The sequence below is a fragment of the Allorhizobium sp. GW101-3B10 genome (genome assembly GCF_059424725.1).
On the sequence record NZ_JBWKZR010000001.1, the window covers coordinates 3838504 to 3863794 of the forward strand.

A 25291-nucleotide genomic window follows, 5' to 3' on the forward strand; every position below is an offset into this window, starting at 1 on the left:
TTGACGACATGGCAGTGAAATTCGGCACGAGCGGCCTGCGCGGACTTTCCACGGAGCTGGTGGGCAGCGTGTCTGCGCTCTACGCCACGGCGTTTGCCCGGTTCCTGCTCGATCAGAGACTCGCCATCCCTGGCAGCCCGGTCGTCGTCGCCCAGGACTTTCGCCCCTCGAGCCCCGAAATCGTCGCAACCGTCATGGCCGCGCTCAAGCGTGCCGGCCTGACGCCGATCGATTGCGGGCCGATCCCGACACCGGCGCTCGCGCTCTATGGCGGCAAGATCGGTGCGGCGGGCATCATGGTGACCGGCTCGCACATCCCGGCCGATCGCAACGGCATCAAGTTCTACCGCCCGGGCGAAGAGATCACCAAGACGGATGAAACCGCGATCACCGCCCTCGCCGACACACTTTCCGGCGATCCGGCTGCCAATCTTGTCGAGGCGGGTTCGGGCGAGAACCACGAACAGGCAGCAACCGACCTTTTTCTCGCGCGCAACACGGCGGTACTGCCGGCGGAGGCTCTCAAGGGCCTGCGCATCGGCATCTACCAGCACAGCACCGTCGCGCGCGACATGATGGTCAAGGTGTTCCAGCACTATGGCGCGACAGTCTTCCCGCTCGGCCGTTCGGAACAGTTCATCCCGGTCGACACCGAAGCCGTGTCAGACGAGACCATCCGGCTGATGGCCCATTGGACGGACGAGCTGTCCCTCGACGCGATCGTATCCACGGACGGCGACGGCGACCGCCCACTCGTGGCCGACGAACACGGCCAGCCGCTGCGCGGCGACTTTCTCGGCCTCGTCGCCACCCGTTTCCTCGGGGCAAAGCTGGTGGCGACGCCGGTGACCTCGAACTCCGGGCTGGAAGCCGCCGGCGGCTTCGACGTGGTGCGCACGCGGGTGGGATCGCCGTTCGTGATTGCGGCGATGGAGGAAGCGCTGGCTGCTGGCAAGGAGGGTGTGATCGGCTTCGAGGCCAATGGCGGCCTGATGCTCGGCTCGGATTTTTCCGTCGGGACCGGCGTGCTCAAGGCGCTTCCGACCCGCGACAGTTTCCTGCCGGCGCTCGCCGTGCTCGGCACGGCGGCGAAGGCCGGCGAGTCGCTTTCGGCGCTGGCGACGGCCTACAGCCTGCCGATCGCGCTCAGCGACCGGCTGGAGAATTTTGCCGTCGAGCGCAGCGCTGCGCTGATGGCGCACCTCAGAGCTTCGGTTGACAATCTTACGGAATTCGTCGCGCCGCTCGGCCAGGTCAAGTCGGTGAGCGACATCGACGGGCTGCGGGTCACCCTTGCCGACGACAGCGTCGTCCACTTCCGCCCTTCGGGCAATGCGCCGGAAATGCGCTGTTATGTCGAGGCCACGGACCAGGCGGCGGCCGAAGCGCTGCTGGCCAAGGGACTTGCCACTCTGGCCGCGTGGACGCCGACTGCCTAGTCGTCGGTCACCAGCATCGCGCGGAAATCATTGACATTGGTGCCGGTCGGACCCGGCACGAACAGGCCGCCGGCCAGCGAGAAGGCCGACCAGGCGTCATGACCGCCAAGAAACGTCCGCGGATCGCCGCCGGCAGCGCGGATCCGTGCCGCCGTCGTGCCGTCGGCGAAGGCCCCGGCATTGTTCTCCGAACCGTCGATGCCATCGGTATCGGCCGCCAGCGCATGGATGCCGGCGGTCCCGTCGATATCGAGGGCCAGCGACAGCATGAGTTCGCTGTTTCTCCCGCCCTTGCCGTAGCGGTCATTGGAAATCGTCACCGTCGTCTCGCCACCGGAGAGGATCACCACCGGCCGGGCGAAGGGGCGGTTTCGCTCCTTCACCTCCCGCGCGATCGCGGCATGCATACGGCCGATGTCGCGGGCCTCGCCCTCGATGGCATCGGAGAGGATGACGGCGGGGACGCCGAGGTCTTCCGCCTTGTGCGCGGCCGCCTCCAGCGAGACGCGGGCGGAGGCGATCACGTGGACCTGGTTGCGGGCAAAGACCGGGTCGGCCGGATCCGGCGCGTCGGCGGCTTCGGTTTTCAGATGGGCCACGACGGCCGCGGGGAGATGCATCCCATATTCGGCGACGATCGCCAGCGCCTCCGCGGCAGAGGATTTCGACGGCACGGTCGGCCCCGAGGCAACGAAGGCGGGATCGTCGCCGGGCACGTCGGAGACGATCAGGCTGACGACGCGGGCCGGCGCACAGGCTGCGGCCAGGCGTCCGCCCTTGATGCGCGAGACATGTTTTCTCACCACGTTCATCGCCGAGATCGGTGCGCCGGAGGCGAGCAGCGCCTTGTTGACGGCGATCTCGTCGGCGAGCGTCAGCCCATTCGGCGGGGCGGGCAGCAACGCAGAGCCGCCGCCAGAGATCAGCGCGACGACGAGATCGTCCTCGCTGAGGCCTTCGACCCTCTTCAACAGGGCATCCGACGCCCGCAATCCGGCCTCGTCGGGAACCGGATGCGCCGATTGCAGGACCGCGATGCGCTGGCACGGTTCGACAGGGCCGTGGCGCGCGACCACCAGCCCATTGAGCGGGCCATCCCACAACTTCTCGAAGGCAGCCGCCATCTGGCTCGCCGCCTTGCCGGCGCCGATGACGATCGTGCGGCCCTTGGGTCTTTCCGGAAGATGCGCCCTGATCGCCGCATAGGGGTCGGCGGCATGGACCGCCGCCTCGAAAAGCGATGTCAGGAAGGCGCGTGGGTCGGTCAGGGTCACGAATTCTGGTCCGCTATCTCGATGTCATAGACCAGAAGGCCGTCGAGGCCGCCGACGGCGTTGTCGACGATCCTGGCGCAGGTCTTCTGGTGTTCCGGATCGGCAAGATAGGCGTCCCGCGCCGCCGGTCCATCGAAATCGACGACAAAGCCCTCACCATAGCCCTTGTCCATGCCGACCTCCGGGCTGACATTGTCGCCGATATGGGCGGCCAGAAAGCCGGGCAACCGCGATTTCAGCGCGGCGATCTCGGCATAGATTGCCGCCTTGGTTTCCTTCGTCGTTTCGGGCTTGAAGCGGATGAAGACGCAGTGCCGGATCATGGAAGGCCCTATCGGATGTTCGCCCGCGCCCGTGGGCGCTGGTCGTTGCGTTCATGGGTGAAGACCGCCGGCGGCAGGGGTGCGCGATCGCGGATGATGTCGGCACCCTTTTCGCCCACCATGATGGTCGGCGCATTGGTATTGCAGGAGGGAACCCGCGGCATGACCGAACTGTCGCAGACGCGAAGGCCCTCAAGCCCGTGCACCTTGAGGTCCAGCCCGACCACCGCCATGGCGTCGCTGCCCATCTTGCACGTGCCGACCGGATGGTGATCGGTCTTGGCATTGGCGCAACCGTAGTCGAACAGTTCCTCGTCGGTCATGACCTTGGGACCGGGCAGGCGCTCGGCCATGATGTAAGGCTTCAGCGCCGCCTGCTGGAAGATCTCGCGGGCGATCTTCAGCCCCTCGATCGACATCCTGCGGTCGTGCGGGTCCTCCCAGTAGTTCGGGTCGATCAGCGGCGCTGCCGCCGGGTCGGAGGATGATAGACGCACCGTGCCGCGCGAGCGCGGATGGAGATAGGCGGAATTGAGCGTCACGCCGGCATTCTTCAGCTTTTCGACGCCTGCCTCGATGCCGGAGCCGAGACCGAGATGGAACTGGATGTCCGGCGAGCGCGCCTGCGGATCGGCATACCAGAAGCCGCCCGTCTCGAAGAGCGAGGAGGCCACCGGCCCGGTGCGGAACAGCACATATTCGATGCCGGCCCATAGCGTGCGATGGAGTTTCGCCACGCCGTCATAGGTGTGGTCGCCGGTGCATTCGGAAATGACGAAGAGGTCGAGGTGGTCCTGCATGTTGGAACCGACGCCCGGCAGGTCATGCCGGACATCGACGCCCACAGACTTCAGCTGATCGGCCGGGCCGATGCCCGATTGCTGGAGCAGTTTCGGCGAGCCTATAGCCCCGGAGGAAACCAGCACCTCCCGCTCGGCGCGGATCGTCTCGACACCCCGGCCGGTGACAACCTCGACGCCGACGGCGCGCGTGCCTTCCAGCACGATGCGGGCGACGCGGGCGCCGGTGCGGATCGTCAGGTTCTTGCGATCCTTGATCGGCGACAGATAGGCGAGCGAGGCGGAGGAGCGGCGGCGATTGCGCTGGGTCAGCTGGTAGAAGCCGACGCCGGCCTGCTGCTTTCCATTGAAGTCATGATTGTATGGGATGCCGAGTTCCTGGCCGGCGCGGATATAGGCGTCACAGATCGGCAGGGCCGAAACCGGCATGGAGACGCCGAGCGGGCCGCCATAGGAATGGAAGTCGTCGGCAAAACGCTGGTTGTCCTCGGCGCGCTTGAAATAGGGCAGTACGGAGCGATAGTCCCAGCCCTCGCAGCCGTCCTCGGATGCCCAAAGATCGTAGTCGGCGGCGTTGCCGCGGGTATAGAGCTGGGCGTTGATCGAGGAGCCGCCGCCGATGACCTTGGCCTGGGTATAGCGCAGCACGCGGCCCTTCATGTGCTTCTGCGGCACGGTTTCCCAGCCCCAACTGGCGACGCCCTTGGTCATCTTGGCAAAGCCCGCCGGCATATGGAACAGCGGATTCCAGTCGCCGCCGCCCGCCTCGAGCAACAGAACCTTGACATCCGGGTCCTCCGACAGACGGTTGGCGAGCACGCAGCCGGCCGGCCCGGCGCCGGTGATGATGTAGTCGTAGGTCATCGCATCTTCCTCAAGTCATTCGTCCACCCTCCCCTTGAGGGGGAGGGTCGGCACGTAGTGCCGGGGTGGGGTGAACGCACACGCAATCGGACGGTCACCCCCACCCGCGGCTACGCCGCGACCTCGCCCCTCAAGGGAGAGGCAAAATCACAGCCTTCCGATCGACAGTCCGCCATCGAGATCGATCACCGAGCCCGTGGCAAAGGCGAAGCGGCCGGAGGCAAGCGCCGAGACCACGCCGCCAATGTCGTCCGGTTCGCCCCAGCGCTTCATCGGCACCAGGCCGTCCGCGATCAGCGCGTCATACTTGCCGGCCACGCCGGCGGTCATGTCGGTGCGGATGATGCCGGGGCGGATCTCGAACACGCCGATGCCCTTTTCCGCGAGATAGAGGGCAAGCCCCTTGCTGAAGGCCGAAAGGCCGGCCTTGCTCATGCAGTAGTCGAGGCGTTCCGGTGAACTGAGTTCCGCCGAGACGGAGGTGATGTTGACGATCGCGCGCGCTGCGGCAGGTGCCGCCTGCGCCAGCATGGCCTTCAGCACCGCCTGGGTGAAGAACACCGTGCCGCGCAGGTTGGTGGCGATGATGCGGTCGAAATTCTCCGGCGTCAGCCCGAGGAAATCGCCGCGCACGACCGAACCCATGCCGGCATTGTTGACGAGGCAGTCGATCCGGCCGAATCGGGCCATGATCTTCTCGACCGTCGTCGCATGGCCGGCGGCCTCGGCGAGGTCGGCCTCGAAATAGGCGGCCTCGACGCCCCTTGTTTCGAGATCGACCAGCACGCCGTCTTCCGCGGCCAGCGGCCCGAGCCCGGTGACGGCAAGGTCGAAGCCATCGGCAGCCAGCGCCCGGGCGACGCCGAGGCCGATGCCGCGCCGGCCGCCGGTGACGATGGCGAGAGGACGGGAACGGGTCATGCGGCAAGGTCCTCCCTGCGGATATGGGTCGCGACGCGCAGCGCCTGGGCGGCAATCGTCAGGGCCGGATTGACGGCTGCCGAGGTCGGCAGGCAGGCGGCATCGACGACGAAGAGGTTGGGATGATCGCAAGCCCGGCACCAGACGTCGAGCGGGGCTTTCGCCGGATCATCGCCGATCCGCACAGTGCCGCATTGATGCGAGGGTGTGCGCTTGTCGAAAGGGCGCGACAGCACGATCGGGAAGCCGGCCGCCTTGAGGGCGCGTTTCAGGTGGGCGACGAGATCGAGATGGGCATCCCAGTTGGTGCGGTGCCATTTGAGGATGATCCGCTCGCCATCGACCATAACGCGGCTTTCCGGATGGGGAATGTCCTCGCTCATGGCGTAGAAGTCGATGGCGTGGCGGGACACGCTGTCCAGCAACCATTCCGGCACTTTGGGCATGTTGGCCTTGAGGATCTGGCCGGAGACGCGGCCGAGCAGCTGGACATTGCCGAGCGGCGCCCCGCCCTTGCCGTCCGAGAGATAGAAATCGTTGAAGCCGAAGGTCTTCTGGTAGACCGAGGTGTTGCGGTAGAGGGGCGAGATCGCCAGCACGGCGCTCGAATTGTGGTTCATGAAGTTGCGGCCCACCTGGTCGGAGGAGTTCGCCAGACCGCGCGGATGGCGATCGTTCGCCGAGCGCAGCAGGAGGGCCGCCGACTGCACGGCGCCGGCCGAAAGAATGACGAGGCGGGGGGCGATCCGTTCCGCGACGCCATCGCGCAGCACATGCACGGCGACGATGCGGCGGCCGTCCTCGGAGGTTTCCAGCCGCGTGACGCGCGAGCGGACCTGCAGCGTGACATTGGCGTGCTGGAGCGCCATGGCCAGCGCCGTCGTCTCTGCATCCATCTTGCCGTCCTGGGCGTTCGGATGCGCATCCCACGGGGTCTTCGCCTTCGCAAGCCAGCGGTCGAGATCGAGGCCGAGCGGCAGGGAATAGGGGTGCAGACCGTTGTCTTTCAGCTTCCGGCGCACCGCGGCGATGGCCGGTTCGTCGGGCACCGGCGGGAAGGCATAGGGCGCCGAATGTACGGGCTCGGTCGGATCCTCGCCGAGCGCACCGTGCACCTGATAGAGCCGCTCCGCCTCGGTGTACCAGGGCTCCAGCTCTTCGTAAGGGAAGGGCCAGGCCGGCGAGACGCCCTCGCGATGCTTCATCTCGGCGAAGTCCTCGGCGCGGTAGCGCACCAGAACCGCGCCATAGAATTTCGAATTGCCCCCGACATTGTAGTAGTTGCCGGGATTGAAGGCGGTGCCGTCGGCCTCGTACCACATCTCCTTCGGGCGGAAATGGCCGCGCTGGAAGATCGCCCGCTGGTCGCGGTTTTCCGGCCGGTCGGCAATATGGTCGCCGGCCTCGAGGATCAGGATCCTGGCGCCGGACGACGCAAGCCCGGCGGCAACCGTCGAGCCGCCGATCCCCGAGCCGATGATGACGATGTCGGGCGTGGTTGTCATGGCCGTGCTCAGGCGATCCGGCTTTGCGTCTTCGGATCGAAGAAGACCGCCTTGTCGAGATTGAAGGCGAGCTTGGCCATCTGGCCGGCGGCGATGCGGGCATCGGCCCTCAGACGCGCGACGACTTCCTTGCCGCCGAGCTTGGTGACGGCGAAGGTGTCGGAACCGGCGGGTTCCACCACCTCGATCAGGCATTCGCCCTCGACCAGGGTCCGGGCGTTGCGGTCGGAACCGTCCGGGTCCGTCAGCGCCTCCGGGCGGATGCCGAACACCACGTCACGGCCGGCATGGGCGGCGAGCGCCGCCTTGTCGGCAGCAAGCGGCAGGGACAGCGGCGTGCTGCCCGGACGGTCGAGCGTGATCGCCAGGCCACCCGCGCCATTTTCGACTCTAGCCGTCAGCAGGTTCATCGCCGGAGACCCCATGAAATCGGCGACGAACATGTTGGCGGGGTTGTTGTAGATTTCCGCCGGCGAGCCGAACTGCTGCAATACGCCGTCCTTCAGCACGGCGATCTTGGTCGCCAGCGTCATCGCCTCGATCTGGTCGTGGGTGACGTAGACGATGGTGGTCTTCATGCGGGCATGCAGGCGCTTGATCTCGGTGCGCATGTCGACGCGCAGCTTGGCATCGAGATTGGACAGCGGCTCGTCAAACAGGAAGACCTGCGGGTTGCGCACCAGGGCGCGGCCCATGGCGACGCGCTGGCGCTGGCCGCCCGAAAGCTGGCTCGGCTTGCGGTCGAGCAGATGGCCGATCTGCAGCATCTCGGCCACGCCGGCGATCGCCTTTTCGCGCTCTTCCTTTGGAACCTTGCGGATCTCCATGCCGAAGGCGATGTTCCCGGCCACCGTCATGTTCGGGTAGAGCGCGTAGGACTGGAACACCATGGCAATGTCGCGCTTCGACGGCGGCAGGCCGGCGACGTTGCGGCCATTGATGGAGATTTCGCCGGACGTGATCGGCTCCAGCCCGGCAATCGTGTTGAGCAGGGTCGACTTGCCGCAGCCGGACGGGCCGACCAGCACGAGGAAGCCGCCCTCCTCGATCTCGAGATTGATGTCCTTCAGGATCTCGAGCGCGCCGTAGGACTTGCGGAGGTGAGAAATCTGCAGAAACGACATGATGGTTATCCTTTCACGGCGCCGGACATCAGGCCGCGCACGAAATATCGCCCGGAAACGATATAGACGATGAGGGTGGGCAGGGCAGCGAGGATCGCGCCCGCGAAGTGGACATTATACTCCTTGACCCCGGTCGAGGACGAAACGAGGTTGTTGAGCGCAACCGTCATCGGCGTCGAGGAGGCGCCGGAGAACGAGGCGCCGAACAGGAAGTCGTTCCAGATATTGGTGAACTGCCAAATGACCGAAACGACGATGATCGGGCCGGAGGACGGCAGGAGAATGCGGCGGAAGATCTGGAAGAAGCTCGCGCCGTCGATCTGTGCCGCTCGCACCAGCTCGGTCGGGAAGGCCTCGTAATAGTTGCGGAAATAGAGCGTGGTGAAGCCCAGGCCGTAGATCACATGCACCATGATCAGGCCCCAGATCGATCCGGCGAGGCCCAGGATGCCGAGGATGCGGGCCATCGGGATCAGCACGATCTGGAACGGGATGAAGCAGGACAAGAGCAGCAGCCCGAAGAAGACGTTGGAGCCCGGGAAGCGCCACTTGGTCAACACATAACCGTTGAGCGCGCCAATGATCGTCGAGATCGCCACGGCCGGCACGACCATCAGGATCGAGTTGATGAAGAAGGGCTTGAGGCCCGTCGGCTGCACGCCGATCTGCGCGGTCGACCAGGCCGACAGCCAGGGCTCGATCGTCCAGACCTTCGGCAGGTTGAGCATGCCACCCTGGCGGATCTCCTCCAGGGGCTTCAGCGAATTCACCACCATCACGTAGAGCGGCAGCATGTAGTAGACGGCGAACAGGATGAGCGCCGTGTAGATCAGCGCCCGCGTCAGGCGGCCGTGCGAGATGACATTGTCGGGGCTCGACGCGCTCATCAGCGTTTTCCTCCGCGGATTTCGGAATAGAGGTAAGGCACGATGATCGAGAAGATCATGATCAGCATGATGATCGCCGAGGACGCGCCGATGCCCATCTGGTTGCGGGTGAAGGTATAGGAATACATGAAGGTGGCCGGCACCTCGGTCGCCTGCCCCGGCCCGCCGCCGGTCAGCGCCACGACGAGGTCGTAGGCCTTGATGGCGAGATGGGCGAGCACGACGAAGGCCGAAAGGAAGACCGGGCGCATCAGCGGGATGATGATGCGGCGATAGACGGTGGCGGTGGAGGCGCCGTCGATCTGCGCGGCCTTGATGATCTCATTGTCGACGCCGCGAAGTCCCGCCAGGAACATGGCCATGACGAAGCCGGAAGACTGCCAGACGGCGGCGATCACCACGCAGTAGATGGCGTAGTTGCGATCCTTGATCCAGTCGAAGGCGAAGCTTTCCCAGCCCCAGAGGTGCATGGTGTTCTCCAGCCCGATACCCGGATCGAGGAACCACTTCCACGCCGTGCCGGTGACGATGAAGGAAAGCGCCATCGGATAGAGATAGATCGGTCGCAGAAGCCCCTCGGCGCGGATCTTCTGGTCGAGCAGGATGGCAAGCCCGAGGCCCAGCACCGAGCAGATGACGATGTAGAGCGAGGCGAAAATGCCGAGATTGCCGAGCGCACGCCACCAGTGCGGCAGCGCCCAGAGCTTGGTGTAGTTGGCGAGGCCGACGAAATTGTAGGACGGCAGCATCTTGCTGTCCGTCATCGACAGGAAGCCCGTATAGGCGATGAAGCCGTAGACGAAGACGAGCACGATAAGGAAACTGGGTGCCAGCACGAGCTTTGGCAAAAGCTCCTGCAGCCGGCTGCGGCTGTCCATGGTCGTTACCACCGTTGACTATCAGGTTGTGAACTGCGGGGGCTTGCCCCTCACCCTAACCCTCTCCCCGCAAGCGGGGAGAGGGGACGGAGACGCTGCGGCATCTGTCCTTCTCCCCGTTTACGGGGAGAAGGTGCCGGCAGGCGGATGAGGGGCACATGCCCCTACAACCCGTGGCTTACTTTGCGCCCTCGACGGCAGCCGCCAGTTCCTTGACGGCTTCGTCAGAGTTGAGTTCGCCGTTGAACGCACGGGTGACGACGTCGTAGATGGCGTTCTTCACCGAGGCCGGGTTGGCGTGGCCATGGGCCATGGAACCGAACAGCGAACCGTTGGTGTTGGCTTCCGCCAGATCCTTGATCGCCTTCTTGCCGCAATCGTCGAAGGCTTCGTCCGACACGTCGGTGCGGGCCGGGGCCGAACCCTTGACCACGTTGAAGGCCGACTGGAAGGTCGGGCTCTCGATGGCCGATGCCATGGCCAGCTGTGCCGGCACCTTGTCGTCGGCGACCTTGAACATGGCGAACTGGTCGGAGTTGAAGGTGACGGAGCCCTGCGTTCCGGGGAAGCGCATGCAGACGAAGTCGGAGCCCGGCTTCTTGCCGGCCTTGATGAATTCGCCCTTGGCCCAGTCGCCCATGAACTGAACGCCGGCCTTGCCTTCGATAACCATGGCGGAAGCGAGGTTCCAGTCACGGCCGGAGAAGTTGTCGTCAACGTAGGAACGCAGCTTCGCCAGACGGTCGAAGGCTTCCTTCATCTTGTCGCCGGAAAGTGCTGCCGGGTCGAGATCGATGAAGGCCTGCTTGTAGAAATCATTGCCGAGCGAAAGCACGACGGCGTCGAAGATCGTCGCGTCCTGCCAGGGCTGGCCACCATGGGCGACCGGGGTGATGCCCTGCGCCTTGAAGTTGTCGAGCAATGCCACCAGTTCTTCCCAGCTCGTCGGCTCCTTGCCGCCGGCCTTGTCGAGTGCGGCCTTGTTGATCCACAGCCAGTTGGTGGAGTGGACGTTGACCGGGGCGGCGATCCAGTGGCCGTCATACTTGGAGAACTGCTGCAGGGCGGTCGGGATGACCTTGTCCCAGCCTTCCTTGGCAGCGACTTCGTCGAGATTGCCGAGTGCGCCTTCCTTGGCCCAGTCGAGAATGTCGAAGCCGAGCATCTGCACGGCGGTCGGCGCATTGCCGGCCGTGACGCGGGCACGAAGCACCGTCATCGCTTCCGTACCGCCGCCACCGGCGACGGGCATGTCGGTCCAGGAAATGCCCTTGCTTTCAAGATCCTTCTTCAGGACGTCGAGGGCCGCGGCTTCGCCGCCCGAAGTCCACCAATGCAGGACTTCGACATTGTCGGCGGCCCGGGCAATGCCGGCTGCCATCGTGGCGATCAGGGCTGCTGCAGTCGTGGTAGTCAAGAACTTGCGCATCGTATTCCTCCCGTTTGCAAGTCGATGCGGCGGAACTCCTCCCCGCCGTTTGGATGGATCAGGCATCTTCGCGCCAGGTCCGGTATTTCATGCGGTCTCCCACCGCAGGGGGTATTTAAGAAGTCATAACTTGACCAACGTCAAGAACACCGAAACACATTTTTAAATCGATTGAACACTCTGTATTCCGGGCCTTTTTCACCGGGGCATCCACCAGCCGGTGCGCGCGCCGATATGCATGTTGAGGGTCTTGGTCTCGGTGTAGTCCTCGACCGCGTGGCGGCCGAGTTCACGTCCCAGCCCCGACTGGCGATAGCCGCCGAAGGGCAGTTCCGAGGCGCCATCCATGAAGGTGTTCATCCAGACCGTACCGGCGCGGACCTTGCGGCCGACCGTCAAGCAGGTGTCGAAGTCGCGGCTCCAGACCCCGGCCGACAGGCCGTAGTCGATGGCATTGGCGATGCGGATCGCCTCGTCCGAGGTCTCGAAGGTCAGGACGGACAAGACCGGACCGAAGACTTCCTCGCGGGCGACCGCCATGTCCGGGGTCACCTTGTCTAGGATGGTCGGAGTCATGAACTGGCCCATGCCGAAATCGATGGTCGAGCCGCCATAGGCGACGTTGGCGCCGCCGGCCGCAGCCCCGGAAACATAGCCGGAGATCTTTTCCAGATGCTGCGGGGTGATGATTGCGCCGACCTGGGTCGTCGGGTCGAGCGGATCGCCGACCTTGACGGCATTGGAAAGCTCGGCGATCCGGGCCACCACATCGTCGGCGATGCTCCTGTGCAGGATGAGGCGCGAGCCGGCATTGCAGCATTCGCCGGCATTGAACCAGGCACCGAACACGGCGGCGTCGATGAAAGCCTCCAGATCGGCGTCGGGAAAGACGATCTGCGGGTTCTTGCCGCCGAGTTCGAGCGAGACCTTCTTCAGCGTCTGGGCCGCGTTGGCCATGGTCAGACGGCCGACGCCGGTCGAGCCGGTGAACGAGATCATGTCGACCGCGGGATGGGTGGTCATCGGCGCACCGACCTCCGGGCCGGTGCCGACCACGATGTTGACGACGCCGGCGGGCACGCCGGCCTCGATCAGGATTTCGCCGAGCACCAGGGTCGAGCCGGAGGTGAGTTCGGACGGCTTGACGACGCAGGTGCAGCCAGCCGCAAGCGCGAAGGGCAACTTCTGGCCGACGATCAGGAAGGGGAAGTTCCACGGTGTGATGATCGATACCACGCCGATCGCCTCGCGCAGCACGACACCAAGCGTGCCGTCGCCAAGCGTGTTGTAGCTTTCGCCGTGCAGGTCGCGGGCAAGGGCCGCGGCATAGCGCCAGATGTCCACGGCGCCGGCGATCTCGCCCTTGACCTGCGTGATCGGCTTGCCGGCTTCGACGGCATCGAGATAGGCGATCTCGTCCAGCCGTTCCTCGATCAGGGAGGCCGCCTTCAGCAGGATGCCGGAGCGTTCCGCGGCCGTCATGCGCGGCCAGGGACCATCGTCGAAGGCCTTGCGGGCGGCAAGGATGGCACGCTCCGCGTCCGCGGCGCTTGCCTGCTGGTAGCGGCTGACGACCACGCCGTGGCCGGGGGCGACGCGCTCCAGCGTGCGGCCGTCGGTACCGGCGCCCCATTTGCCGTCGATCAGCATGGAGAATTCGCGAACCGTCGCGTCTTCGATCGTCCTGGGCGTGACGAGTACCGGCATTACCATTCTCCCTTGAATTCGGCGGCGCGTTTTTCCCTGAAGGCGGACACGCCTTCCTTCAGGTCGCCGGTCTTGGCCACCAGGATCGACCCCAGTGCCTCGACGGCCGCGCCATTGTCCTCGCCGCCGGCGATGGACAGCATGAGTTTCGAAATCTCGACGGCCGCGGGGCCGCGTGCCGCAATCCGCGCGGCATAGTCTTTGGCGGCGTTCAGCGCTTCGCCGGTATCGACCACGAGGTCGACCAGACCGTTGGCGCGCGCCCCTTCGGCTACGAACATTTCGCCGCCCAGCACCATGCGCCGCACGATCTGCGCGCCGAAGCGGCGCACCAGCCTCTGCGTGCCCGACCAGCCAGGCACCATGCCCAGGGACGTTTCCGGCAGGCCGATCTTCGCCTGGCGTTCGGCGATGCGGATGTCGGCGGCGCCGGCGAGTTCCAGCCCGCCGCCCAGCGCATGGCCGTTCATCGCGGCGATCACCGGCATGCGCAGCGTCGCCAGCCGGTCGAAGATCCGGTGGCCATGGCGCACCCAGCGATGGCCGAATTGTTCGGGCTGCATGCCGCCCCAGGCGGCGATGTCGCCACCGGCGGAGAAGGCCTTGCCCTCGCCGGTCAGGATGACAACGCGAACGGCACTGTCGGCCTCGACGCGATCGAGAATGGCCGAAAGCTCGGCGAGCATGTCGAGGTCGAGCGCGTTGAGCTTGTCGGCGCGCGCCAATGTGATGGTGGCGATGGAATCGTCAACGGCAAGCCGGATGCGGGGTTCAGTCATGGGACACCTCCAGCACCCGCCTCGGCTTTTGCGGAAGTGTCAGGCCGATCGGCGCATCGCGGAACAGCTCGTGATCCATGCCCTTGAGATCCGGCGAGATGATCAGCGGGAATTCCGACTGGGCGAGGATCTGGCTTTCGAGATCGATGCCCGGCGCGATTTCGGTGAGCACGATGCCGTCCGGCGTCAGCTTCATCACGCAGCGCTCGGTGACATAGGTGATGTCCTGGCCCTGGCTGATGGCACGATGGCCGGAGAAGGTCACGTGTTCGACCTCGTTGACCAGCTTCTTCAGCTTGCCTTCCTTGTCGACGACCAGGCGGCCATCCTCGAGCGAGAGCTTGGCGCCGGCATTGAACATGCCCGAGAAGACGATTTTCCTGGCCCGGGCCGTAATGTCGACGAAGCCGCCGGCGCCGGCCGTCACATGCGGGCGGAAGGCGAGCTTGGAGACGTTGACCGAGCCGTCGCGGCCGATCTCGAGGAAGGAGAGCAGCGAGGCGTCGAAGCCACCACCCTGAAAGTAGGTGAACTGGTAGGGCGACGGCATGTAGCCGTCGGCGTTCGAGGCGCAGCCGAAGGCGAAATCCAGAAGCGGCACGCCGCCGACGGCACCCTGCTCGATCACCCAGGTGACCGCGCCGTGCAGGCCCTCTTCGAGCAGGATGCGCGGCACGTTGGCGGAGATGCCGAAGCCGAGATTGACGCAGCTTCCGGCTTCCAGCTCCTGCGCCACGCGGCGGGCAATGACCTTCTGGATGCCGAATTCCGGCAGATGGAAGCTGTCGAGCGGGCGGAAGATCTCCCCCGAGATCGCCGGATCGTAGAGCGTCTGAGTCGTCTGCTTCTGGTCCGGATCGACGATGACATAGTCGACGAGCATGCCGGGCACGCGCACGTCATGCGGCTTCAGCGAGCCGTCCTTGGTCAAACGCTTGACCTGGGCAATGACGATGCCGCCATTGTTGCGGGCGGCGAGCGCCTGGTCGAGGCCGCCGAGATAGGCGCCCTCGTGCTCATAGGTGAGGTTGCCGCGCTCGTCGGCGGTCGTTGCGCGAATGATGGCGACCTGCGGAACGATCGCCGGGAAATAGAGCCATTGCTCGCCTTCGAACTCGATCTTCCTGACGACCGGCTTCTCGGCCGCGGCCGCATTCATGGCGCAGCCCTGGCGGTCCGGATCGACGAAGGTTTCGAGACCGATCTTGGTGATCACGCCCGGCCGCTTGGCGGCCGCCTCGCGGTGCATGTCGAACAGGATGCCGGAGGGGATGTTGTAGGCGGGGATCTCGTTTCCGCTGACCATCTGCCAGATGAGCGGCGGTTCGGAGGTCGAAGGGCCGGAGGGATAGGAGCCGCCGATGATGCGCGCCAGAAGTCCCTTGCGGGCGATATGGTCGATGCCCTTGATGCCGCTCATGTCGCCGGCGGCGATCGGATGAAGCGTCGTCAGGTTCCGCGGATGGCCGGTCGCTTCGAAGCGTTCGCCGATCGCCTTCAGCATCAGGTCCGGGCAGCCGAGGCCGCTCGACGACGAGACGGAGACGATGGCGCCATCGGGGATCAGGGCGGCGGCTTCGGCCGGGGTGATCTGCTTGCTCATGGTCCTGCTCAAAGTCCGGTTTCAATCTTGACAGCCGCGCCGCTGGCGGCCGACTTGACCACCGCGAGACCGGTCGCCAGCGACCAGAGGCCATCTTCGCCCGTGGCCGATGGTTTGCCCTTGCCGGCGATCGCGGCATGGAAATTGTCAATCGCCCGGGAGTAGAGATCCTGCTGGTCGAGCGGCAGTTCGCGTTCGCCCTCGGCATTGCGCAGCACGACGCTGCCGACGGGGCGCTGGGTCATGACATTGCGGGCGATCAGCGATCCTTCCGTGCCATGCACCTCGAAGCCGGTTTCGGCGAATTTCGTCGTGAAGGAATCGTGGAACTGGGCAATCAGTCCCGACTTGAAACGCATGACACCCATGACGCCATCTTCGAGGCCGGACTGGCCCATGCCGGCCGACTGGCTGAAGGCGGTCACTTCCACCGGGTCGTCGTTGAGGACGAAACGCAGGGTGTCGGCATCATGCACGGTGATGTCGAGGATCACGCCGCCGCCGGCCTCCGGCCGATCGAGCCGCCAGCCCTGCAGGTGGGGCGGCAGATAGACGGCATGGAAGACGCGGGCGGCCAGCGACCTCCCGATCCGCCCTTCGGCGATCGCCGCGCGCATGGCACGGTGGCTTGCGGCATTGCGCAAATGGTGATTGGTGGCGAGAACGACACCGGCCTTGCGGGCCTCGGCGATCATCATTCGCGCGTCGTCGAGGGAGAGCGCCAGCGGCTTTTCGCAAAGCACGTGCTTGCCGGCACGGGCAGCCGCAATGGCTTGGTCGCGATGCAGTTCGTTGGTGGTCGAAATGTAGACGGCGTCGATCGCCGGATCATTGACGATCTCGCCGAGTGTCGCAGCGACACGGGCGATACCGTTTTCCGCGGCATAGGCGCTGCCGCGTTCGGCATTGCTGCTCAGAACGGATGCCAATTCGCCGCCATTGGCGCAGATTGCTCCGATGACCCATTCGCGTGCGATCGTGCTTGCGCCGATCAGGCCCCAGCGAACCATGCTTCCTCCTCCCGCGCCGGCCTCCCGGCCGCGCCGAATTTCATTTCCTCAAAGCGCGACGGTCGCCGCGCCCTCCATTGTCAAGCCGCCGATATGGCCCTCTCCCAGGGCATCCTCTGCGCCGCAACTGCGGCGAACCACCAGGTGCGCCGGGCTGATGACGGCCTCGGGCTCCACCTTTCCGGCATTGATCTGTTTCAGCAGCAGCTGCGCCGCGCGTCGGCCCATGCCCTGCGGGTCGATCGATACCGTGGTCAGCGCCGGCACCGCCGTCTTTGCCTCGATCACGTCATCGAAGCCGACGACGGCGAAATCCGCGCCCGGATCGAGCCTGACCTTGCGCAGGCCGTCGCAGACGCCGAAGGCAACCGCATCGTTGAAGCACAGCGCCGCCGTCGGGCGATTGGCGAGAGCCAGACAGCGCTCGATCGCCACCATGCCGCCGACGCGCGAAGGGGCGGAGGCCATGACCAGATCGTCGCCGCAATCGAGACCGGCTGCACGCAGCGCCTCGCGATAGCCGCCAAGGCGCTCGGAGAAGACGGTCGTGTCCGGAAAACCACCCAGGAAAGCGATGCGGCGATGGCCAAGCGAAATCAGATGTTCGACCGCGGCCCTGGCGCCGGCGGCATTGTCCGACAGCAGCGAGGAGACCCGCGCGCCCGGCACGTTGCGCACCACGGCGACCACCGGAATGCCGGCCGCAGCCAGCGGCTTTAGGTCGGCGGCGGCCGTGCCGCGCGCCGGAGAGATGATCAGGCCGGAAATACCATGCTCGCGCATCGAGTTGACGACCTCGCGCTGGCGATCCGGGCTTTCCGCCGAATTGGCGAGGAACTGGACAAAGCCGGCGGACTGGACCGTCATGTCGATGCCGACGGCAAGCTCGGCGAAGAAGCTGTTGGTCAGGTCGTTGACGACCACGCCGATGATCTTCGACTTCGCGTTCGACTGGCGCAGATTGGCCGCGCCGCGATTATAGACGTAACCGAGTTCGCGGATCGCCGCATTGACCCTGGCGCGCGTTCCCTCGTTGACCAGCGGGCTACCCTGCAGGACGAGAGACACCGTCGACTTCGACACGCCAGCGGCGCGTGCGATGTCGATGACCGTCACCCTTTCTCCCATCTGCAGATCCTCCCGAATTTCAATCTGGATTGGACTCATAATTGGAACGATCCAAATCTGTCAAGCGGGAAAGGTGAATTTCCTTTAATCGTGATGGATGGCACGGCCGCACGCGACCATTTTCGCGCCACTCCAACTGTTTAAATTGCTTTTTCTGATCATTTTGTCGGACGCCTTCTCTATTATGTCGGCTCAAGCGGCGCTCCAATACGCCGAAATACGCCACTGCCAGCACTTGTCATTTGGAACGATCTAAATTATTGAGCAATCGAAACATGGAGGAGGAAGCCATGATGCAGACCATTACCCTGCCGAAGATGGACGGTACGATCGAAGACTATCGCCTGGTCGGCACGCCCACGGCACGGCCCACAGAGCCGCCGCGCTTCAACCGCATCGCCTATGCCGCCGCGCACGTCGTCTCGGACCCGTTTCGCGATAGCGACCCCTGGGGCGCACCGGTGATCGACTGGGATCGCACCATGGCCTTCCGCCATCATCTCTGGAGCTTCGGCTTCAAGATCGCCGAGGCCATGGATACGGCGCAGCGCGGCCTGGGGCTCGACTGGGCGGGTGCGCAGGAACTCATCCGCCGCTCGCTGGCCGAAGCACACCACGTACCCGGCGCCGACCTCGCCTGTGGCGCGGGCACCGATCATCTCGCGCCTGCCGACGCCCGCTCGCTCGACGACGTGATCCGCGCCTACGAGACCCAGATGGGTTTCGTCGAGGCCAATGGCGGCCGAACCATCATGATGGCCAGCCGGGCTTTGGCGCGGGTGGCGAGATCGGCGAACGACTACCGCGCCGTTTATCGCCGTATCCTGCGCCAAGCGAAGGACAAGGTCATCCTGCACTGGCTGGGCAGCATGTTCGACCCGCAGCTCGCTGGCTACTGGGGCAGCGACAGCTTCGACGAGGCGCTTGATACCGTGATCTCGATCATCGGCGAGAACCGCGACAAGGTCGAAGGCATCAAGATCTCGCTGCTCGACAATGCCAAGGAGATCGCGCTGCGCAAACGGCTGCCCGAAGGGGTGCTGTGCTACACCGGCGACGACTTCAACTATGCCGACCTGATCGAGGACGGGCCGGACGGCTACAGCCACGCCCTGCTCGGCATCTTCGACGCGGTGGCCCCGCAGGCCTCGCATGCGCTCGCAGCGCTGGCGAGGGGCGATCGCGAGGAGTTCCGCAAGGTTCTGGCGCCGACCGTTCCGCTGTCGCGCAAGATCTTCGAGGCGCCGACGCAGTACTACAAGGCGGGCGTGGTGTTCATCGCCTGGCTGAACGGCCATCAGGACCACTTCACCATGCCGGCCGGCATGCAGTCGGCCCGCGGCATCCTGCATTATTGCGACGTCTTCCGCCTCGCCGACCAGGCCAATGTGCTCGACCAGCCGGAACTGGCGCTGCTGCGCATGGAAAGCTTCGTCGCCGTCAACGGCGGACGCTGAACGCCGCGTCCGCGGACCTGAACCGATCGAAGCCGTTTGCCGTATCCCGAGGATAGGGCAAACGGTTCGAGAGGTTTTCATGGAAGCGATCAGCACCACTCAGCAGGCGGACGCGAACAAAACGGCACCGCGCCGCATTGCGTGGATCACCGGCGCCAGCTCCGGCATCGGCCGCGCTCTGGCTTTGCGCCTCGCCCGCGATGGCTGGACCATTGCCGCGAGCGCCCGCGGCGTCGACGAGCTCGCTTCGCTGGCCGCCGAGGGCCGAGGTCGGATCGTCGCCCTCCCGCTCGACGTGACGGACGGCGAAGCGGTGAAGGCCACCTTCCGGGCGATCGGGACGGACCTCGGCCCCGTGGATCTCGCGGTGTTCGCCGCCGGCACCTATTTTCGTGACTATGCGGCGGATTTCGACAGCGGACGCTTCGGCACGATGGTCGGCCTCAATCTGATCGGCACGGCGCAGTGCCTGGAGGCCGTCATGCCCGCGATGATTGCGCGCGAGAGCGGACAGATCGCCGTCGTGGCCTCGGTGTCCGGCTATGTCGGCCTGCCGGGTGCGGCAAGTTATGGGGCGACGAAGGCGGCGCTCAATGTCATGTGCGAAGCCTTCCAGCCGGAGCTCGCCGCCCATGGCGTGCGGATTTCGATCGTCAATCCGGGCTTCGTCGACACGCCGCTCACCCGCAAGAACGATTTCCCCATGCCGTTCCTCGTCTCGGCCGAGTCGGCGGCCGACTCGATCGCCGATGGACTGGCGGCCGGCAAATACGAGATCGTCTTCCCGTGGAAAATGGCGGTCGCGATGAAGCTCCTGCACGCGCTGCCGGCGCGCCTGCGGTTCAGGCTGACGCGCCGGATGCTTCGATCGCCGGGTTGAGCGCTATCTGGTCTTGTCCAGACGGAACTGGACGACGTCGATCCGTCCCGTTCGAAAGCCCACGGCGCAGTAGTGAAGGTAGAAGCGCCAGAGCTTGTAGAACTTGCGGTCGAAACCGAGCGTCTCGATGGACGGCCAGTTGGCGACGAAGGCGTGGTCCCAGGCGATCAGCGTGCGATCATAGTCCCGGCCGAAGGCCAGCATGTGCCCGACGGTGAGGCCGGCCTGCCGGGCGCCTTCGTTGAAGGCCTCGACCGAGGGCAGCATGCCGCCGGGGAAGATGTAGGTCTGGATGAAGTCGGCATTGCGCCTATAGCTGTGGAAGCGGTCCTCGTGGATGGTGATGGACTGCACCATGGCACTGCCGCCCGGCTTCAGCCGGTCGCGCACCGCTTCGAAATAGACCGGCCAGTTCTCCTCGCCGACAGCCTCGAACATCTCGATCGAGACGATCTTGTCGAAACGGCCTTGGCAGTGGCGGTAGTCTTCGAGGCGAATATCGGCACGATCGGAAAGGCCGGCGCGCTCCAGCCGATCCTCGGCGAACTTCGCCTGCTCGACGGAAAGCGTCAGGCCCGTCACGCGGCAGCCGGTGGCACGGATCGCATATTCGGCAAAGCCGCCCCAGCCGCAGCCGATCTCCAGCACGTGGTCGTCCGGGCTGATCTCCAGCTCCTCGACGATGCGCGCGTATTTCGCCTCCTGCGCCTCGGCGAGGCTCTGCGTGTGGGCATCGAACAGGGCCGAGGAATAGGTCATCGTCCGGTCGAGCCAAAGTCTGTAGAAGTCGTTGCCGAGATCGTAGTGGAAGGAGATGTTTCTCCGGCTACCCTTCGGCGAATTGCGCCGCAGCCGGTGGCGCAGGCGGGCAATCCCGCCGATCAAAGCCGAGGGCGCCATCAGTCCGGAAAAGGCCTTCTCGTTGGCGACCGCCAGTTCCAGCACGGCGCCGATGTCGGGGCTGTCGACGTCACCGTCGATATAGGCGCGAGCAAAGCCCAGCGTGCCGCCGGCCATCAGCCGCAGCAGCACGCGCGGCCGGCGCACCATCAGCACCGCGGAGGGACCCAGCGCGCCACCCTTCACGACATGCTCCCCGCCGCCCTCGAACTGCAGGACAAGGCGCCCGACGACGATCCTGTCGGCCCAGTGGCACAACATCCGCTGCCAGATCGGGCGCGCCGCGGCGACCGTCGATATTCCCTGTTCGGCATGACTCATGGTTTTTCCATCCCATTCTTGAAAACGACAGTGCTGGCGATCCGCGCGTTCGCGGGCGTGTGACGATGGATCGGCACACGCTTCAGCCAGAGACGCAGGGCCTCCCAGTGGATTCCGGCCAGCACCTTGAGCGTCATCAGCGGATAGGCGACCAGCATGGCGGCGAGGGAGCGCGTCGAAAGCTCGCGTCTCTTGCCCGCGAAGGACGCAAAGAGCAGGAGACCCTCGCCGTCGCTCTCGCTGATATTGACCGTGACGGAGGGGCCGGGCGGCAGAATGCGAAACTGGTACGTGCATTCCATCGGAATGAACGGCGAGACATACATTTCCTTGGCGCAGGCGTGGGTGACGGCCTGCCCGTCGCCGGTAACCGGAATGACGTAGGTGTGCCGCTCCTTGAAGGTGTTGCAGACCTCGTAGAGGATGGCCGCAAGGGAACCGTCGGCCCTGTGGCAGAAATAGACCGTCAGCGGATTGAAGACGAAACCGAGGATGCGCGGATAGCACAGCATGCGGATCGCCATGCCGGGTTCGAACACCCCCGCGCGCTCGAGGTGTCCCTCGACCCAGGCGCGGAGCCCGCCGACGATTCCATCGCCATGATCGGTATCGCGCAGCGAGAAGACGGCGCGCCGGTTGTGGCCGAACAGGCCGAGGCTCTGATCGAGCCGCGGCAGTTCATCGAGGTCGATCAGCAGCGAGAACACGCTGTAGCGCAGCTTGTGCTGCCGCGGCCTGTGCCGGACATGCGATACGTGACCGGTATAGATGGCCGATGCCAGGGTCATTCCGCCGCCTCGAGTTGACGCACGTGGTCGATGCGTCCGGATTCGTTCTCGACCGACCATGGCCGGCGCACGCCGCCGAGCGCTTCCGCCACGGCAAGGCCCGCCTGAAGACCGTCCTCGTGGAAACCGCTGCCGAAATAGGCGCCGCAGAACCAGGTATTGCGGCGACCCTGCAGCTGCCAGAGGCGCCGCTGGGCGGCATTGGCCTTGAGATCGAACAGCGGATGCTCGTAGTCGAATGTCTGGATGACGTGTTCCGGATCGATGGCACGGCAGGGGTTGAGCGTAACGAACAAGGGCCGGGCCGGATCGAGCGACTGCAGGTGGTTCATCCAGTAGGTGACGCACAGGGCCTTGTTGCCAGCGTCGTCACGTTCGGCGATGTAATTCCAGCTCGACCAGACCTGGCGGCGTTTCGGCATCAATCGCGGATCGGAATGCAGCACGGCGACATTGCGGGTGTACTCGAATGCGCCGAGCGTCTCCTGTTCGGCGACATCCGCATCGCCGAGCAGTCTCAGCGACTGGTCGGCATGGGTCGCCAGCACGACGTCATCGAACCTGTCGGCATGGCCGGAAGCATCGGTCAGTTCGACGCCGAAGGTATCGCGGCGGATCTTTTGCACCGGCTGTCCAAGGCGCAGCTCTCCGGAGAAATCGGCGAGGATGCGCTTCACATATTCGCGACTACCGCCGGCCACGGTCCGCCAACGGGGCCGGTCGTCGAACGACAGAAGGCCATGATTGGCGAAGAAGCGGATGAAGGCATGCAGCGGATAGAGCCGCATCTCGCCGGCCGTCGTCGACCAGATCGCCGCGCCCATGGGCAGGAGGTGGTCCTCGATGAAGGACGCGCCGTAGCCGCTCGAGGCGAGGTAGTCGCCGAGGCTGACCGATGCGAGTTCGGGGCGCGAAAGCAGGGCCGGCGCCTCCTTGTAGAAGCGCAGGACATCCTTCAGCATGGACCAGAAGCGGGGCCGCAGCAGGTTGGACTTCTGGCCCAGCAGTCCCTTCAGGCCGGAGCCGGAATATTCGAAGGCCCCGCCGTCGATCGATGCGGCAAACGACATGCTGGAGGGTAGGGTCGGCACCGACAGATGGTCAAACAAGGCGACCAGGTTCGGATAGTTGCGGTCATTGTAGACGATGAAACCGGTGTCGACGGGAACATCGCCATCGCCAGAGCGCGCAAGGACGGTATTGGAGTGACCGCCCGGCCGGCCTTCCGCCTCATAGAGCACGACGTCGGCGCTACGGCTGAGAAGCCAGGCTGCGGACAGGCCCGAAATCCCGGACCCGACCACTGCAATCCTGCGCCTGCCCGATACTGCCACCTTGCCCAAGCCGGTATCCATGGAATGACCCTCGTTTCCTGTTCACTGCGCCACACTACGGGCAGCGACGCGAACCGGATCGATCGGGGGCGAAAAATTCGCGGCCGGTGATCCGGCCCGCGGCGAGGCCCGTAACGGCAATCATGACAAGAGCAGTTTTCATCTCGGCGGATCCTTGCCACAATGCTATGAGGCGTTATGCGCGGCAAACGAGTGCCGCGTCGCTCAATCACGGGAAGAAATCGGCTTTGGCGCGCGATACCGACGACGAGATTTCACAACGCAGCCTTTCACAGATGCTGGCGGCCGTGGGGCAGGACAGGGACATCGAAGCCTTCGAGGCGTTGTTCCGCCACTACGGTCCGCGTGTTCGCGCCTACATGGCCAAGCTCGCCCGCGACGGTCAGGGCGCGGAAGAGCTGATGCAAGAAACCATGCTGGCGGTGTGGAACAAGGCGCATCAGTTCGATCCGGCCAGAGGCAATGTATCGAGCTGGATCTTCACGATTGCCAGAAACCTGCGCATCGACGCCTATCGCAAGGAAAAGCGGCCGGCCTTCGATCCAACCGATCCGGCCTTCGTGGCCGACGACGTGCCACCGGCCGATGTCGAATTCGAAGGACGCCAGGACGCCGATCGGCTTCGACGCGCCATGGAGACACTGCCGGCAGAACAGCTGGAACTGCTGAAGCTGTCTTTCTACAACGAGGCATCGCACAGCGCGATCGCCACGAAACTCGGCCTTCCGATGGGAACGGTGAAATCACGTATCCGTCTCGCCTTCGCCAAACTGCGCGCCGCGCTGGAGGAACGCGCATGAGCATTCAACACCATATCAGCGACGAACTCCTGCTCGCCTATGCCGCCGGCAACCTCGCCGAGGGCTGGAGCATTGCCATTGCCACCCATCTGGCGCTCTGCCCCTCCTGTCGGCGCCGGCTCGACTTCATGGAGCATGCCGGCGGCGAGATGCTGGAAATGGTCTGCAGCGAAGAAGCGGACGATACGAGCTGGGATGCGATGAAGGCGCGCCTTGCCGGCGGCACGCCATCGGCCACGCGCGCGGCGGCCAAGCCGGCCGCAACGTCCGGCGATATCGTCATTCCCGAGCCGTTGCGCTCCTATCTCGGCGGCGATCTGGCCGAGCTGAAATGGAAGGCGCTCGGCCGCGGCGCCTATCACATCCGCATCCCGACGGGCGATCGCGAAACGAGCGTCCGGCTTCTGAAGATCCCGGCCGGCAAGCCGGTGCCCGAGCATTCGCATGGTGGACGGGAGCTGACGCTGGTGCTGAAGGGCAGCTTCCAGGACGGCGGGTCGCTGTTCAAGCGCGGCGATCTGGAGGAAGCCGACGAAAACCTGCAGCACCAGCCGGTGGCGACGCCGGACGAGGACTGCATTTGCCTCGCCGTGACCGACGCGCCGCTGAAATTCCGCAGCCTGCTGGTGCGGCTGGTGCAGCCGATGCTCGGCATCTGAAGACCGAAACGGCGCTACCCCCGCACCGAGCCTGGAGCAGACCCTGATGACCTATGCCATTGCCTATGTCGCCACCGCCGTCGTGTTCTTTGGGCTGGACTATCTGTGGCTGTCGCGGATTGCCATCGGCTTCTACCGGCGCCACATCGGCGAACTGCTTCTCGCGACGCCCAACTTCGCCGCAGCCGGCCTTTTCTATCTCTTTTACATAGCCGGCATTGTCTATTTCGCCGTGATGCCGGCCGTGTCCGGCGGGGGGTGGCTGGCGGCGTTGGCGGGTGGCGCATTTCTCGGCCTGATCGCCTACGGCACCTATGACATGACCAATCTCGCGACGCTGAAGGACTGGTCTCTTCCGGTCAGCATCGTCGACATGGCCTGGGGCAGCTTCCTCACCGCCGCCGCCGCGACCGCCGGCTACTTCGCCGTGACGCGACTCTCGGCATGAGACCTCTGGTAG

At 65.1% G+C, this 25291-nt stretch carries 23 protein-coding genes; 6 read left to right on the forward strand and 17 right to left on the reverse strand.

Annotation, left to right across the window (positions count from 1 at the left end):
* Positions 1-8: 8 nt before the first annotated feature.
* On the forward strand, positions 9-1439 hold the full coding sequence (locus AC07Y0_RS19030) for a phosphomannomutase (protein ID WP_498679255.1): 1431 nt from the start codon (positions 9-11) through the stop codon (positions 1437-1439).
* Here AC07Y0_RS19030 and AC07Y0_RS19035 read toward each other — a convergent pair.
* The 14 genes from AC07Y0_RS19035 to AC07Y0_RS19100 all read right to left on the reverse strand — a co-directional run bounded on the left by AC07Y0_RS19035 (position 1436) and on the right by AC07Y0_RS19100 (position 17671).
* On the reverse strand, positions 1436-2713 hold the full coding sequence (locus AC07Y0_RS19035) for a glycerate kinase type-2 family protein (RefSeq protein WP_498679256.1): 1278 nt from the start codon (positions 2711-2713) through the stop codon (positions 1436-1438). The two genes, AC07Y0_RS19030 and AC07Y0_RS19035, sit on opposite strands and share 4 nt — an antisense overlap.
* Complete coding sequence (locus tag AC07Y0_RS19040; RefSeq protein ID WP_498679257.1) at positions 2710-3036, reverse strand: Dabb family protein; 327 nt, start codon at positions 3034-3036, stop codon at positions 2710-2712. Before AC07Y0_RS19040 ends, AC07Y0_RS19035 begins: the two co-directional genes overlap by 4 nt.
* Before the next feature lie 8 nt (positions 3037-3044).
* Positions 3045-4700 (reverse strand): GMC family oxidoreductase, encoded by a 1656-nt coding sequence (locus AC07Y0_RS19045; RefSeq protein WP_498679258.1) that lies wholly within the window; start codon positions 4698-4700, stop codon positions 3045-3047.
* Positions 4701-4847: 147 nt separating this feature from the next.
* On the reverse strand, positions 4848-5621 hold the full coding sequence (locus tag AC07Y0_RS19050) for a 3-ketoacyl-ACP reductase (protein WP_498679259.1): 774 nt from the start codon (positions 5619-5621) through the stop codon (positions 4848-4850).
* The gene (locus AC07Y0_RS19055) at positions 5618-7126 is read right to left on the reverse strand and encodes an FAD-dependent oxidoreductase (protein WP_498679260.1); all 1509 of its coding nucleotides are present in this window, start codon (positions 7124-7126) and stop codon (positions 5618-5620) included. The genes AC07Y0_RS19050 and AC07Y0_RS19055 overlap by 4 nt, the downstream gene beginning before the upstream one ends.
* Before the next feature lie 8 nt (positions 7127-7134).
* Positions 7135-8250 carry an ABC transporter ATP-binding protein gene (locus tag AC07Y0_RS19060; protein WP_498679261.1) on the reverse strand — a complete coding sequence of 372 codons (1116 nt, stop codon included), beginning with the start codon at positions 8248-8250 and terminating at the stop codon, positions 7135-7137.
* 5 nt (positions 8251-8255) lie between these two features.
* On the reverse strand, positions 8256-9137 hold the full coding sequence (locus AC07Y0_RS19065; protein ID WP_028737481.1) for a carbohydrate ABC transporter permease: 882 nt from the start codon (positions 9135-9137) through the stop codon (positions 8256-8258).
* Positions 9137-10015 (reverse strand): carbohydrate ABC transporter permease, encoded by an 879-nt coding sequence (locus AC07Y0_RS19070; protein WP_028737482.1) that lies wholly within the window; start codon positions 10013-10015, stop codon positions 9137-9139. Before AC07Y0_RS19070 ends, AC07Y0_RS19065 begins: the two co-directional genes overlap by 1 nt.
* Positions 10016-10193: 178 nt before the next feature.
* Positions 10194-11444, reverse strand: coding sequence for an ABC transporter substrate-binding protein (locus AC07Y0_RS19075; RefSeq protein ID WP_498679262.1), 1251 nt, complete (start codon positions 11442-11444; stop codon positions 10194-10196).
* Between the two features lie 198 nt (positions 11445-11642).
* Positions 11643-13157 carry an aldehyde dehydrogenase family protein gene (locus tag AC07Y0_RS19080; RefSeq protein WP_498679263.1) on the reverse strand — a complete coding sequence of 505 codons (1515 nt, stop codon included), beginning with the start codon at positions 13155-13157 and terminating at the stop codon, positions 11643-11645.
* The gene (locus AC07Y0_RS19085; protein WP_498679264.1) at positions 13151-13930 is read right to left on the reverse strand and encodes an enoyl-CoA hydratase/isomerase family protein; all 780 of its coding nucleotides are present in this window, start codon (positions 13928-13930) and stop codon (positions 13151-13153) included. The genes AC07Y0_RS19080 and AC07Y0_RS19085 overlap by 7 nt, the downstream gene beginning before the upstream one ends.
* Positions 13923-15533 carry an acyl CoA:acetate/3-ketoacid CoA transferase gene (locus AC07Y0_RS19090; RefSeq protein WP_498679265.1) on the reverse strand — a complete coding sequence of 537 codons (1611 nt, stop codon included), beginning with the start codon at positions 15531-15533 and terminating at the stop codon, positions 13923-13925. The genes AC07Y0_RS19085 and AC07Y0_RS19090 overlap by 8 nt, the downstream gene beginning before the upstream one ends.
* 8 nt (positions 15534-15541) lie before the next feature.
* Positions 15542-16543 (reverse strand): Gfo/Idh/MocA family protein, encoded by a 1002-nt coding sequence (locus tag AC07Y0_RS19095; RefSeq protein WP_498679266.1) that lies wholly within the window; start codon positions 16541-16543, stop codon positions 15542-15544.
* Positions 16544-16591: 48 nt separating this feature from the next.
* Positions 16592-17671 carry a LacI family DNA-binding transcriptional regulator gene (locus tag AC07Y0_RS19100; RefSeq protein ID WP_498679267.1) on the reverse strand — a complete coding sequence of 360 codons (1080 nt, stop codon included), beginning with the start codon at positions 17669-17671 and terminating at the stop codon, positions 16592-16594.
* A gap of 293 nt (positions 17672-17964) precedes the next feature.
* Here AC07Y0_RS19100 and AC07Y0_RS19105 point away from each other — a divergent pair, with 293 nt between their 5' ends.
* Positions 17965-19128, forward strand: a complete 1164-nt coding sequence (locus tag AC07Y0_RS19105; protein WP_498680282.1) for a dihydrodipicolinate synthase family protein — start codon at positions 17965-17967, stop codon at positions 19126-19128.
* Positions 19129-19207: 79 nt separating this feature from the next.
* Positions 19208-20008 (forward strand): SDR family NAD(P)-dependent oxidoreductase, encoded by an 801-nt coding sequence (locus AC07Y0_RS19110; RefSeq protein WP_498679268.1) that lies wholly within the window; start codon positions 19208-19210, stop codon positions 20006-20008.
* Between the two features lie 3 nt (positions 20009-20011).
* Here AC07Y0_RS19110 and AC07Y0_RS19115 read toward each other — a convergent pair whose 3' ends face one another.
* From AC07Y0_RS19115 to AC07Y0_RS19125, 3 genes are read right to left on the reverse strand one after another with little or no spacing between them, the layout of a single operon-like run.
* Positions 20012-21229, reverse strand: coding sequence for a class I SAM-dependent methyltransferase (locus AC07Y0_RS19115; protein ID WP_498679269.1), 1218 nt, complete (start codon positions 21227-21229; stop codon positions 20012-20014).
* Complete coding sequence (locus tag AC07Y0_RS19120) at positions 21226-22017, reverse strand: DUF1365 domain-containing protein (RefSeq protein WP_498679270.1); 792 nt, start codon at positions 22015-22017, stop codon at positions 21226-21228. The genes AC07Y0_RS19115 and AC07Y0_RS19120 overlap by 4 nt, the downstream gene beginning before the upstream one ends.
* The gene (locus AC07Y0_RS19125) at positions 22014-23372 is read right to left on the reverse strand and encodes an NAD(P)/FAD-dependent oxidoreductase (RefSeq protein WP_498679271.1); all 1359 of its coding nucleotides are present in this window, start codon (positions 23370-23372) and stop codon (positions 22014-22016) included. Before AC07Y0_RS19125 ends, AC07Y0_RS19120 begins: the two co-directional genes overlap by 4 nt.
* A 227-nt stretch (positions 23373-23599) precedes the next feature.
* Between AC07Y0_RS19125 and AC07Y0_RS19130 the strand changes: the two genes are divergently transcribed.
* The 3 genes from AC07Y0_RS19130 to AC07Y0_RS19140 are packed head-to-tail and all read left to right on the forward strand — an operon-like array spanning position 23600 to position 25279.
* Positions 23600-24172 (forward strand): sigma-70 family RNA polymerase sigma factor, encoded by a 573-nt coding sequence (locus tag AC07Y0_RS19130; RefSeq protein ID WP_498679272.1) that lies wholly within the window; start codon positions 23600-23602, stop codon positions 24170-24172.
* Positions 24169-24831: a ChrR family anti-sigma-E factor gene (locus AC07Y0_RS19135; RefSeq protein WP_498679273.1), complete on the forward strand. Its 663-nt coding sequence runs from the start codon at positions 24169-24171 to the stop codon at positions 24829-24831. Before AC07Y0_RS19130 ends, AC07Y0_RS19135 begins: the two co-directional genes overlap by 4 nt.
* A gap of 46 nt (positions 24832-24877) precedes the next feature.
* Positions 24878-25279 carry a DUF2177 family protein gene (locus AC07Y0_RS19140; protein ID WP_498679274.1) on the forward strand — a complete coding sequence of 134 codons (402 nt, stop codon included), beginning with the start codon at positions 24878-24880 and terminating at the stop codon, positions 25277-25279.
* Positions 25280-25291: the final 12 nt, after the last annotated feature.